The sequence below is a fragment of the Pirellulales bacterium genome, assembly GCA_036499395.1.
Taxonomy (GTDB): domain Bacteria; phylum Planctomycetota; class Planctomycetia; order Pirellulales; family JACPPG01; genus JACPPG01.
In genome coordinates, this window is sequence record DASYDW010000063.1 from 1 (window position 1) to 12,279 (window position 12,279).

Annotated in this window: 10 protein-coding genes; 4 read left to right on the top strand and 6 right to left on the bottom strand. The window is 55.5% G+C overall.

The window, feature by feature from the left end:
- The 3 genes from VGN12_09380 to VGN12_09390 form a co-directional block, all read left to right on the top strand.
- The coding region (locus VGN12_09380; protein HEY4309647.1) for a hypothetical protein at window positions 1–568 on the top strand (568 nt) is incomplete at its 5' end.
- A gap of 896 nt (window positions 569–1,464) precedes the next feature.
- Window positions 1,465–2,400, top strand: coding sequence for a polyphosphate kinase 2 (gene ppk2 / locus VGN12_09385; GenBank protein ID HEY4309648.1), 936 nt, complete (start codon window positions 1,465–1,467; stop codon window positions 2,398–2,400).
- A 96-nt stretch (window positions 2,401–2,496) separates the two neighbouring features.
- On the top strand, window positions 2,497–3,132 hold the full coding sequence (locus tag VGN12_09390) for a nucleoside monophosphate kinase (protein HEY4309649.1): 636 nt from the start codon (window positions 2,497–2,499) through the stop codon (window positions 3,130–3,132).
- Window positions 3,133–4,117: 985 nt separating this feature from the next.
- Here VGN12_09390 and VGN12_09395 read toward each other — a convergent pair.
- From VGN12_09395 to VGN12_09415, 5 genes are all read right to left on the bottom strand, one after another.
- Window positions 4,118–4,429 carry a hypothetical protein gene (locus tag VGN12_09395; GenBank protein ID HEY4309650.1) on the bottom strand — a complete coding sequence of 104 codons (312 nt, stop codon included), beginning with the start codon at window positions 4,427–4,429 and terminating at the stop codon, window positions 4,118–4,120.
- Window positions 4,426–4,800, bottom strand: coding sequence for a nuclear transport factor 2 family protein (locus tag VGN12_09400; GenBank protein HEY4309651.1), 375 nt, complete (start codon window positions 4,798–4,800; stop codon window positions 4,426–4,428). The genes VGN12_09395 and VGN12_09400 overlap by 4 nt, the downstream gene beginning before the upstream one ends.
- A gap of 304 nt (window positions 4,801–5,104) precedes the next feature.
- Window positions 5,105–5,989, bottom strand: a complete 885-nt coding sequence (locus tag VGN12_09405; GenBank protein ID HEY4309652.1) for an RNA polymerase sigma factor — start codon at window positions 5,987–5,989, stop codon at window positions 5,105–5,107.
- A gap of 1,179 nt (window positions 5,990–7,168) precedes the next feature.
- Window positions 7,169–7,798 carry a hypothetical protein gene (locus VGN12_09410; protein HEY4309653.1) on the bottom strand — a complete coding sequence of 210 codons (630 nt, stop codon included), beginning with the start codon at window positions 7,796–7,798 and terminating at the stop codon, window positions 7,169–7,171.
- A gap of 44 nt (window positions 7,799–7,842) precedes the next feature.
- On the bottom strand, window positions 7,843–8,649 hold the full coding sequence (locus VGN12_09415; GenBank protein ID HEY4309654.1) for a hypothetical protein: 807 nt from the start codon (window positions 8,647–8,649) through the stop codon (window positions 7,843–7,845).
- 1,017 nt (window positions 8,650–9,666) lie between these two features.
- On the opposite strand from VGN12_09415, the gene VGN12_09420 reads away from it, so the two are divergent.
- A complete protein-coding gene (locus tag VGN12_09420) occupies window positions 9,667–9,987 on the top strand; it encodes a polyhydroxyalkanoic acid system family protein (protein ID HEY4309655.1) in 321 nt (106 codons plus the stop codon).
- Between the two features lie 198 nt (window positions 9,988–10,185).
- Here the strand turns inward: VGN12_09420 and VGN12_09425 are convergent, their stop codons facing one another.
- Complete coding sequence (locus tag VGN12_09425) at window positions 10,186–12,108, bottom strand: potassium transporter Kup (GenBank protein HEY4309656.1); 1,923 nt, start codon at window positions 12,106–12,108, stop codon at window positions 10,186–10,188.
- Between the last annotated feature and the right edge of the window lie 171 nt (window positions 12,109–12,279).

The following is a 12,279-nucleotide window of genomic DNA, read 5'->3' on the forward strand; positions in this document are numbered from 1 at the left end:
CATCAAGATCGCGAGCTGGTTCATTATTGCCGTGGTGATCAGCTCATTTGCCTCGCGGGTCAAGCGCAGTACCGAGCTGCGATTTAAGGCCTTCGACTTTGCGAACTTCGAGTCGAAGTTTCTGTGGGAAAGCTTAAAACATCTAGAATTCCCCGTTCTCGTTCCGCACCGTCCTGGCCGTCGTGGATTGGATGACAAGGAAGCCAGCATCCGGCGCCGCCATCGAATTCCTGACGATGTACCGATGGTGTTTATTGAGGCCGAACTGGGCGATGCCAGCGAATTCCAGCATAGCCCGCTGATGGAAGTGATCGATCATGACGGTCGGTTCGTCATCAGCGTAACGCGTTGCGCCTCGATTGCACATGCGATCGCGACAGTCGCCCTGGAGCTGTCCCGCGTAGGAAAGCCGCCCGAAATCCACTTCGGATGGTCGGATGACAACCAGTTGGCGGCGAGCATCGGGTTCTTCCTTTTAGGAGAAGGAAACGTTCCCTGGCTGGTCCGCGACTTGATCCGAAAGGCCGAGTCGAATGCGAACCTTCATCCGAAAGTGATCATCGGATAACTTTGCAACAGTGGCCTTGAAGTTCTCTGTCTGTCGTAGATCACGTTACGCAGCAGCTCAATCGCAGCCGCATGGCCCGTATTGGCCAGTGCCATGACGCCGACCAGAAAGTTGGTCGGAAGAAGATCGCGGCCGCGACGAGTGGCGGAAGGGAAGCTTAGTTGGCGCCCATATGCAGGCCGCTGATATTCGAGTCAGTGGCCCACACGTCTGCCGTCGAACGACGAAAGCGTCACGGCTGCGCCTGAGCCGTCCTCGCTCATCCTCGCCGCGCTCGGCGGCTTGGCGTTGATGGCGATTCGTCGTAGATGATCGCCTCGCGACGGCACGGTGGAAACTGATCTCACAATTGTTACACACGGTGCGACACACGAAGAAAACAAGAGCATGGCCTCATGACCAGGGATGGGTCGTGTTTCTTGGGAGGCACGATCGGCGATGCTGGAGGAATCAATGCCGGTGAACAGGTTGTAGGGCAATCGTACACATTTGCCAATTCGGTCTGCCATGCGGTCAGTAAATAGTGGCGGACTGCGGCTGGATTTGATCCTCTCGATTGCGGACTTGGTCACGCACCGAGCTTCCAGACACGCGTCGGTCAGATTGAGCGAGGCATGGCGAATCGCATGGGTGACTCGCGTCGGTTCCCCGAATGGCTTTTGGGTACACCCAAAAAGCAGACGTGGCGCAACACGCCAGCATTCACTGCTAACGATAGGCGCAGTGGAACTATCGCGAAGCGACTAGCAAGGACCGGTGCGAACGTCGGAAAGTCTGCAGATTTCGGCGTTTCGGCGCAATTTTGCAGGTCAGGCGCGAGTTGCGATCCATCGGGCACGACAGTTGCGTCACCTGCCGAGGTTGCGCGTCAAGTAAGCAAACTGACAGGTAGCACCATGAACCCCGATACTATCGAAGAACACAAGGAAAAGAAGAAGAACAAGAAGAAGAAAAAGCATGCCCTATTAGCGGCTACAACAGACGAGAGCGTGGCTGGCAATGGCTCGAATGGGCACGCCGAGTTGGTCCTGCGCGGAGATCGAAAGGCCAAGCGGCACAAAATCGACAATGAGTTCTACGAGAAGGAGTTGGCGCGGCTGCAGATCGAACTGGTCAAGTTGCAGGCGTGGATCAAACACGAGGGGCTGAAGGTCGTCGTGCTGTTCGAAGGGCGCGACGCAGCCGGCAAGGGGGGCGTGATCAAGCGAATCACAGAGCCTCTTAATCCGCGGCTGTGTCGCGTGGTTGCGTTGAGCAGTCCGACCGAGCGGGAGAAAACGAGCTGGTACTTCCAACGCTATGCGGCCCATTTGCCGTCAGCCGGGGAAATGGTCCTGTTGGACCGCAGTTGGTACAACCGCGCGGGTGTCGAGCATGTGATGGGTTTTTGTACCGAGCAGGAGTATCAGGAGTTTCTGCGTAGTTGCCCCGAGTTCGAGCAAATGCTAATACGCTCGGGAATCATCCTGGTGAAGTATTGGTTCTCGGTCAGCGACGTCGAGCAGGAACGTCGATTTCAGGGGCGGATGCACGACGTGACGCGGAGTTGGAAATTGAGCCCGATGGATATCGAGTCACGGGCCCGGTGGATCGAATACTCGCACGCCAAGGACCGAATGTTCGCCCATACCGATACCAAACAGTCTCCGTGGCGTGTGGTCAAAGCCGACAACAAGAAGTGCGCTCGGTTGAATTGCATCCGACATTTGTTGAGCGTGATTCCGTATCAAGATCTCACGCCTACGCCGTTGGAACTGCCACCACGTCCGCCGGCGACCGACTACGTTCGTCCGCCGATGGAGGACCAAACGTTCGTGCCGGAAATCTACTGAGATTTTCCCGCGTCTTCGATGACTCCCTCACTTTCCACGGACCGTCGCGAGTCGGTGCCCATTGCGCTGGCTCTTGGCCGTTTATGAACAGGTGCCATGCGCAAATACATCATCATGGGGGTGCAGGGCTGCGGCAAAGGCACGCAGGCTAAGCTGTTGGCGGAGCAATTCGGTTTGGTACATATTTGCGTAGGGGACATTTTTCGCTGGCACATTCAAAGCAAGACAAAGCTAGCGGCTCGGATCGCCCGACTGACGAATGCCGGCGAGCTGGTGGGCGATGACATTGTCGAGGAGATCGTCCGTGGCCGCCTGGACCAGCACGATTGGAACTACGGCTACATTTTGGATGGCTTCCCGCGCAATCGTCGGCAAGCTGAGTTCTTTCTGGAAAGTTACGATATTGACGCGGTTATCCAGATCGACCTGGCCGACGAAATCGTCCTACAGCGCGTTCTGAACCGTCGGGTCTGCGGCAAATGTGGTCTCGACTTCAACCTGATCTTTCATCGGCCGGTGGATCCAGAAGTGTGCGACGTGTGCGGCGGATCGCTGCTGGCTCGGGCCGACGACAACGCGGAGGCGCTGCAAACTCGGCTTCGCGACTACCACGGCAAGACTAAGCCGATCCTCGAGCTTTTCAGCCGAAAAGAGTTGATCGTGCAGGTGGACGGATCACGCTCGACCACTGACGTGCAAGATGAAATCCGCCAGCGGTTGGGGCTGGGTTGAGATCGCCGAAAACCAGTGCTTGCAGGCCACCGGCCGCAAAATATAGAGAGTTAAGGCAAGCCCGCGAGGGGCACTTCTGTTTCACGAACTTCTGGTTCTTTTAGGGCTTTTCGCACATTTCGCTGTGAATCGCTGACGCGACTTCTATTTCGCAACGTGGAGATTCGAGTCCTCCCGGAGGTATTTACTTATCCAACGACGCCTTAAGGTGAATGACCTGCGGAGTTTTTCAGCATTGTATATTGGGTGAACCCATAGCACTGCGTCGTATTGCTTTTGCAGGCAATTGGGAAAGTGGCTGGATCCGACGAGTCCGAACCAGACGTCTGCGATCAGGTCATACTCGCGCTCGCGCGTGCCAGTAGTTGGATAACCGAATTCCACGGGAGCTGAACCTCTTGACGGACGCCGAAGCGACCAAAATGCTCTTTCGCCAAGACGAACCGACAAAGGCGGATGTGGCTCTCGTCTTCGGTTCCAACGAAGAGTTGCTATCTAAAGCCCGTGCGCGACAAGCCTCGTGGTTGTACCTTAATGGTTTTGTACGCCTCGTCGTTCTCACTGGAGGAACGAACGAGCCCGAAGCGTTACCCGAAGCGGTTTGCATGGCGAAGGTTCTCTCCGACCACGGTATCCCCCAATCGGCGATGCTACTCGAAGTCACGTCGAGAAACACCGTTGAGAATGTCCGCAACTCCCTACATATGCTTGACGAGAAAAATCTGCTCACAGAGCCCTTCAAAATATTGCTGGTCTCTTGTCCCTGGCACATGCGGCGGATCTTTGAAATCTCAAAACGAATCTTCCCGCTAGGTACAGGTCTAGTTTCAGCGCCTCACTCGGAGTGCTGCACTGCCACGAATTGGTCGACATCCCCAATCTGTCGCAGCCGAGTGCAAAACGAACTCCGGCTACTTGGGGCGACACCGCTTGTGCCTTCGATCGGGGACAATTGCGACTGACCGGACCGTCATTCCCGACGCATCTATGCTTTGACTCCCGCCAGATGTCCGCTCATCCCGCGAAACATTTCCTCGCACCAGAAGTGGCAACGCCAGACAAATTCTAAATAGCGCGCAGTTCTGGATTCGAGCAAATCGCGGATCACGTTTTCGACTGATAGCACATCCGGAAAGCCAAATCGCTTTATCATGGCACGTTTGGCAACTACACGATCACCACTCGTTTGAAACCGACGAACGATAGCCTGACCGCCGCCTTTGGCGCCGCCGGTGACGAGGACACGTTTGGCAGCGAACTCGCTGCTGGAGACGTCGAAACCATATGTAGTAGTCATGCCTTCACCATCGATTTGTTGTGAATGATGACGAGCTGAGTGATCCGGCCGCTCCGGAGGGTGAAATAGAAGCTCAAGATCAACGGGTCGGGCAGGCCCGTCTTGTCGTAGGTCCCGTCGACGCGTGCATGCACCGTGACATCGCTGTGGTGATCCCAGGCCTGCTGGACGTCCATGTTCACATTCGCTCCAAAGATTTCAGCGTCGGCGAAGCCGCGGATGGCCTCTGTGCCTACGAACTCACGTTGGAAGTCGTTAAGCATGGCGTCTGGAGCGAACGTCGCCATCCAGGCCTCGATGTCGTGGGCATTACAGGCGGCGATGTGGTCGACGATGATCTTTGGCAGGTTATGAGTGATATCGGTGTGCAATGGAGATCTCCTTCGCATAAGAGGGGGGGGAAGCCTTTAGCGCCTATCGCCGACGGTTTCCGGCGGAGGCGCCCTTCGAATCGTGGACTTTCCAAGCGTGGTTCAAGATCGATAGAAATTGCTCGGTACTTGTGCTCCACGAATCTGGACTTGATTGTTCACCAGGAAGAACGAGAAGCCCGAGATGCCGATCCGCCGAACGGCATTTTCATCATCTTGCTGGATGAAAGAGCGGAGCCCATCGCTCCCTCTATTCCATAGACACAGGCGGTGAGGGACTGTGACAAATCTTTGTCAAGATTCTTCAGTTAAGATGGAGCGCGGCGCGGACTTGCTGGTTTGTCAGCAGCTGCCTGAGCCAAATGGTCTGATCCACTGGCTGCAAGAATGGATGGTCGCGATAAATAGCCGCGTGCTGGCGTTCAACAACGTCCTCGATCTCTCGGACCGTTTTGGCGGCGGCATCTTTGACTCGCTCAATGTGCTGAGGAACGAACCACAGATGCTGGGGATCGACGTGCCCCGCCTCGATAAAGCCCCGGGTCTTTTTCGCACAGCGGCAGGGATTATTCCTATTCACCAGGCCGCACTGATTGTTCATGAAGCTGTAGAGGTCGCGGCGCGCACGGACTAGGCACTGGCGGAAGTTGTCGGGCTTCATTTCCAGAACATCGCCACCAACCCTGTCGCTGATGCCGAGGATTTCGCCAAGCGTAAAAATCAGGCGTTGCTTGCGGTCCAGGCAGAGCAGCATGCCTGTCGTACAACTGATCTTGGTCTCTTCGATCAAAAGTGGTACCTCGACCGGCACGCTTTTCGGATCCGGCAGCTCCAGGTCGGGTGTGTCGTCAATGGCCGCGCCATACGTGGTGAACGTCAACTCTTCTGTCTCCACCCTCTGGCGTTTCATATTCAGGACGTGGTTGGCCGCGATGCGGTAGAGCCAGGTGCGAAACGCGCTTTCACCTTTGAAGGTGCTGAGCTTGGTGATGACCTTGACGAGCACCTCCTGGGTGACCTCTTCGGCGTCGTGTGGGTGGCAGACCATGCGGACAGCGATGTTGTAAATCCATGCCTGATGCCGTAGGACTAGCCTTTCCAACGCGGCGCGGTCACCGTTCTTCGCCTGCTCAACCAGCTCCGCATCAGCCGAATCATTCCCAACGCTTTCAATAAATGGATTGAACACGACTTGGCTCCTCGGTCCGGGGCACAGTCATACTAGGCAGTGGACACAATGTCCCATCCCTTGGACACGCTCCAAGGACGAATGTGACAGTCCAGTAGAAGAAATCACGGAGTAGCCGACAGTTTTCCCTGTCATGCCTTCTGACCGGCAGAAGGATTACCGGTGACACCTTCACGGGCTGATCGGCGGCAGTATTGGCAATAGACACCAGCCACCCTATCGTTCCTAGGACACGGAGTTTCATGGAACTCGCGGAGCGAGTAGGGTGTCCATGCAATCGCCGATCGGGTACCTCTCGAGGCTCAATTGGGCGTTGTCCTTTCCGGCTCAGGAAGTCGGTTCATTACTTACCTCGCGAATGCACCTGCAGACATAATGCGGATGAAGGGCAATGATCCTGGTCCGGGCGGTCTAGAGCGCTTAAAAGACAATCATTGGTTCTTGATTTGCACTCTACGGGGCAATTCCTGCGCTGCATGTGCAACGGGCATCGGTCTTTTTTGCGGCCATCGCAAAGTCCTTTTTTCCGATGGCGGCAACCACTATTTGAGTCTAAAATCTGGTTGACGCACCGTTTCCTAACAGCCTGCGAGTGACCCATTCGATGCCTTTTTGTCAATGTCCCAAGTGCAAATCTGTGTTCACAGTCCAGGTCGCTGATACGAAGGCCTGGTACGCTGAAAAGTGGCCTAACTACTCGACGAACGAAGTCGTTCCAGAAGTTTGTCCAACATGCTCACAGAAGGCGATGGATCGGATGACGGAGATGGGCAGCGACCAGAGGCTTCCTCCATTTGGCCGGACCTAACGTCGGCCTTGACAAGGCAGCGGCACCAGACCGGTATCTCGCCAATCTCGTCTTGATAATGGCGCCGACAACATGAGGGCGTTCACTCGACCACTGCGCTAAGTGACCCGCTGACATGGTCGCTGTGACGGCACCTTCGATCGGCTCACTGAATTTTGGCAGATCGATCGATCAAATTTGACCTGCCCCCTTCAAACGAGTCCATCGACGGCGCGATAATCCGTTGGAGAGGACGCAAGCGAAGGAGGGCGACCGATGCCACGAGGTCAGAAGTCCCGGCAGAAGCGATCATCGCGAAGTTGCGTGAGGCGGACGTAGAGCTCGCAGGGATTCTCATTATTCGGTCCGACAGACGAAAAAGGGAAATTCGATCACCAAGCAATTCCGCGGATGCCATACATCACGGCAAACGTCAGATACCCAATAATTACCCCAGCGACGGTCTGCATGAGAGTGTGGCGACGCAGATAGACGCGTGCCCAAGCAATAAGTGGTACAAGCGGTGCGTAGCGGAGTGCCGCACTGCCCAAGACAAACGTTGCAAATGTGATTAGGCCCGCCATCGCCGCAGTATGAATGCTGATTTTCCAACTCAAGGTGATCGCAAATAGGAGGAAGGTCTCTACGAAAACGGCTAGCAATGCGACAAATAGGATCGTCGGTGCATGCAGGGCATGTAATAGTATCAATCCGCACAAAGCAGCACACAAGCTGACCACGAATGGTACCGTCCGTTGATGTCGCTCGGACAAATGAACGTCAGACACACGATTCGTGGTGACCAGCCAAAGGACATAGCCGAGCGGCGGTGGTACAGCGATCAGAAAGTACAACAACGCGAAACGGTAAGCCCCTGACATTCCCGTGGCCATAACGCCCAAGATGAGGAAGGGAATTCCCAAGACTGCCGGATTAAAAACATCCGAAATGATCCTGGCAATTCCGTGCAAGGAAATAAGTGGGCGTGCGTCCGAGCCAGTGAATCGATATGTGTTCGCCATATAAGTATCTCGATGTATGGCGACAATCCTGGCCGTCGCCTGTTTTAAGATTGAAGTTCGAGAGTCATGCGAAGATGGTCGACGTAGGAATTCAAAAGGGCGCGTTGCTGTAATGGAGTGAAAATTTGCGGATCGCAGCGAGCCCCGATCGAGAGCCGACCCGCGTAAGAATGGGCCGAAAACGAAACGCGCGTGTCCGGCCGGATAGGGCCAGCCCCCGCGCCACTTTCCAGAATCAGGTCGCCCGCGAGTTTATGCCGATCTGTGGACGGTAACGGCATAGAATCGAAGGCCGAACCCAGATTTGTAAAAACGGCCGTCGCGAACGCCCATCGACGATTCAACGACCAGCGCACGAAGGCAGGGAAGCGACAAAGCAGCCTCAGCCCTGCTTCGTAATACAGACCAAGATTGTCGCGCTTAATCGTCGCCATGTTCAGCGAAATGCTCTTTAATAGCTGCTCTCGACCGGCGCAAGCCGACGCGAATCGAGTGATGAAGGCATAACTGAACACGTTCGCCGCCGGCATCCGGCTGTCTTCGCGTCGCCGCATATTGGTCGGAATCATAATCCGCAATGGCCCACGTTCTTCGGATGTGCCGCGGTTCCAGGCTGCGAGCATCAAAAAGAAATCACGCAGCAATAGATCGTTGACCATGACGGAGTGCTTGGACGCGACGCGAGACAGGGCCGTTGTCTCGTCTTCGGTGAGATGTTCGACCAAAAAGTCGGTGGGCAAGCTCGGTGCGAGGTGATCGTTCTTGTCCGCTCCCGGTTGATCGCTAACCAAGGCGGCTGGACGAATGCTCAAGGGAAGATGGACGCGCAGCGTCCGCCACAGATCCACCATCTTCCATTTTCTGCGAAAGAGGTGGTGCCGATCTCGTTCTCGAAGTAACTCGTTGTTTAAAGTACGCCACGAGGGAGCGCCAGCCGTTTCTGCAGAAAAATGTGCATAGGCGACGAATACGTCGGAAATGAATTGGAACGCACCCAGCCCATCGACGGCCCTATGACGAAAGGCGAATAATAAAACCACACGGGTGCCATTTACGCGAACGTGCAACTGCACGCCAGCCTTCGAGGCCGAGTCAAATCGGGCAAACGAATCTTGAATTCGCCCGTCTTCGATTCTGGGCTCCACGCTCTGCTCAAAGATCACGCACTGTGGTTCACCGGCCGACCAGTAGGGCCATCCTTTGTCTTCTCCCTGGACTCGCGAGGCTAGAATTGGATGGCGAATCTGGGCCAGGGCAAATGCCTTTTCCAGCGCTTCCTGATCCAATTCTCCGGCCGCGATGACTTCTATGGGAATGACCCCCTGATACGCAGGCCGGTCATCACACAGGAAAAAGAATTCAAAGGGGGTCAGGTTTAGGGGAAATAACGAGGTCGGACTGACGCTTTTTGGGTCTGATTCAGGCTGAGGTCGGGTTGTTAGGGGCTCTTTAAGAGACATGAGGATGTGACAAGGGGACTCGTCCTCCACGCTGATGCATTTTAGCTGTGTACATCGCACTGCTTTCGAGGGCCGGCGCTTGCATTTGGTGATGTCGCGAATGGCATACCACAAATGGCGAATGTTTGAAAATTACGCAAATAACCAGAGGACAATTACCGCCGAAGTGCAAGATACACGGAACTGTGCCTGGCGGTCGATCAGTTAGCCGGTGGCCGCGATCGCGTCCAGGACGCTGAATTGAGCTGATTTTAACACGATATGGTCGTCCCGCTGTCGCATTGACTGCCGAACGCCGAATCGCGCGTGCTATTTATCGCGATCGACTATTTCTATCGGATGCCTAGGATGCAGTGCGGAAGGAGAGTCATCGTAAGTCAGCTTTCATCGAGTTAGCCAGGCACAATCATGACGAAACAAGTTTCCGCAACGATCCCCCATTCGCTCGGCAAGGAAGAGGCGCGCCGCCGGCTACAAGAAGGTTTCGCTAGGATTCGGCAGCAGCTCAGCGGTGGCCTGGCAGGAATGCTCGCATTTCATGACCGGTGGGACGGCGACCGCCTGTATTTTGAGGGAGGCGCCATCGGGCAAAAAATCAGCGGCCGGTTGGACGTTCTCGCAGACTCAGTTCAGATTCAGTTGGATCTTCCGAACGTACTCGCCCTGATCGCCGAGCAATTCACCGGTCGGCTGAAAAAAGAGACTCAAGTGCTCTTAGAGAACAAATAAGGCGATTGCGCAATTGCTTCGGCAAATACCAAGCAATGGACCATCGCTGTCTCCCCGCCGTAACCGGCAGGACATCATTAATGCAATCCTCTCAGTCCGATGCTACCAGTCAGTTAACGCGGATAGGAATTTCGAGCCCGCACCTAGAATTTGTCGCTGCAAATGTCGAGAAACCTGCCGTGCGAACGTAGCGAGACGTTACAACACGGCCTCGGCGCCGATTTCGATCACGCGTTCCGCGGGCAAGTGAAAATACATCGGAGCGGCATTCGCATTCCGCGACATCCACGAGAACAGCTTCTCACGCCAATTGTAGAAGATCGAGGTATGCTTCGACACCGCGGTCTCGCGACCGACAAAGTAGCTCAACGTCGAGAGATCGAGCCCGGACGTTAAGGGCAGCAAATCTTGTGGGACGTTCGGTTCGTCCTTGAAGCCGTAGGTGAGAACGGCGCGGGTGATGTCCTCACGAACCTTTTCGGTTTCGAGCCGTTCCCGCGGCGGCACAAAGGGGCGCGCCGCGGTTTCGACGGTCACGATAAGATTCCGCTCGTGCAAAACGTGATTGTGCAGCACATTGTTCTGCAGAGCCAACGGTGTGCATGTCCGCGTACTTGCCATAAAAATGGCCGTGCCGTCGACCCGGGTCGGAGGATCGGCCTCGAGCCCCGCGATGAAAGACTCGAGTGAGGGCCTGGCAGGATGAATGCGCGCCGCGAGTCGTTGTCGGCCATCGTGCCAGGTGCTCATCAACAGGTACACCGTGGCTGCAATCAGCAAAGGAAACCAGCCGCCATGCGCGACCTTGATAAGATTGGCGCTAAAGAACGACAGGTCGATGATCAGAAAGAATCCGGCCAGTAGGATTGCCACACCTACAGGCCATTTCCAGTGATCTTTGATCAGCACGAAGAACAAGATGGTGGTGATCACCATGGTGATCGTAATCGCCACGCCGTAGGCAGCAGCCAGATTGGTAGAATTGTGAAACCCCAAGACCAGCGCAATTGTCGCGAACATCAACATCCAATTGACCGTGGGAATATAGATTTGGCCAATGTGCTCGGATGACGTGTGTTCGATGCGCAGCGGAGGGCAATAGCCAAGTTGAATGGCCTGCAATGTCAGTGAGAATGCGCCGGTAATGATCGCTTGCGAGGCAATGACGGCCGCCCCTGTCGCAATCGCGATCAAAGGGTACAGGGCCCAGTCCGGAGCCATCCAAAAAAATGGATTCTTCGCGGCCGAAGGATCGTTCATCAATAATGATCCTTGGCCAAAATAATTCAGTAGCAAGGCTGGGAACACCAACGTGAACCAAGAGATGCGAATTGGCAATTTTCCGAAATGGCCAATATCCGCATAGAGCGCTTCACCGCCGGTCACCACCAGAAACACCGTCCCGAGAACGATGAAGCCGGCCTTGCCATTCTGCTGAAAAAAGCTCCAGGCGTGACTGGGATCGATAGCGCCCAGGATGTCTGGACGCTGGGCGATATGCCAGATGCCGAGCGCGCCGATCAACACGAACCAAGCAAACATCAAAGGTCCAAACAGGGCGCCAACCGTCGCCGTCCCCCGGGCTTGCAGGCAGAAAAGACCGACCAAGATCACCACGGCGATCAGTTCGACGTAGGGCCCGAAGACAGGCGTGGCCAGTTCGAGCCCTTCGACAGCGCTCAGGACCGAAATCGCTGGAGTGATCATGCCATCCGCGTACAGGAACGTGGCTCCCGCCAGACCGAGTACGACGATGATCCCTCGCCGGGGGCTGGTCTTCATACGGGGATTTAGCATGGCCACAAGCGCTAAGATGCCTCCTTCACCTTGATTGTCCGCTCTCAGGATGAACACGAGATACTTGAGCGAAATGATCAGCGTCAGCGCCCAGAAGATGAGCGACAACATTCCCAAGATATTCCCCGGCGACACTTCCAAGGCGTGGGCGCCGTGAAAGCATTCCCGGATCGCATAAAGCGGGCTGGTGCCGATGTCGCCAAAAACCACGCCCAAGGCCGCGATAGCGAGTATGAACCAGCGGCTGTTCGTTTCTGCGCGACTGTCGCGGGGTGCCTTTGCGTGGCGACTGCCTGGGAGATCATTCAAATCCGTCGCCATCATTCGGTCAGACCTTCGCGTTTTTAAGCATGCGTGCGGTGAGATATGGTCGACCATCGCCCTGGCCGGGCGACAAACCGGAATTGCCAGAGACAGAACTGCGGTCGGTCAAGGATTTCAAGAATAACTCGCAGTGTCAAAACATTCCGAGGATCGGTTGGCATCAGCAAATAG

Coding starts and splice junctions, on each gene's coding strand:
- ppk2 (HEY4309648.1), top strand. CDS start 1,465: ATGAACCCCGATACTATCGAAGAACACAAGGAAAAGAAGAAGAACAAG.
- VGN12_09390 (HEY4309649.1), top strand. CDS start 2,497: ATGCGCAAATACATCATCATGGGGGTGCAGGGCTGCGGCAAAGGCACG.
- VGN12_09395 (HEY4309650.1), bottom strand. CDS start 4,429: ATGACTACTACATATGGTTTCGACGTCTCCAGCAGCGAGTTCGCTGCC.
- VGN12_09410 (HEY4309653.1), bottom strand. CDS start 7,798: ATGGCGAACACATATCGATTCACTGGCTCGGACGCACGCCCACTTATT.
- VGN12_09415 (HEY4309654.1), bottom strand. CDS start 8,649: ATGGTGGATCTGTGGCGGACGCTGCGCGTCCATCTTCCCTTGAGCATT.
- VGN12_09420 (HEY4309655.1), top strand. CDS start 9,667: ATGACGAAACAAGTTTCCGCAACGATCCCCCATTCGCTCGGCAAGGAA.
- VGN12_09425 (HEY4309656.1), bottom strand. CDS start 12,108: ATGATGGCGACGGATTTGAATGATCTCCCAGGCAGTCGCCACGCAAAG.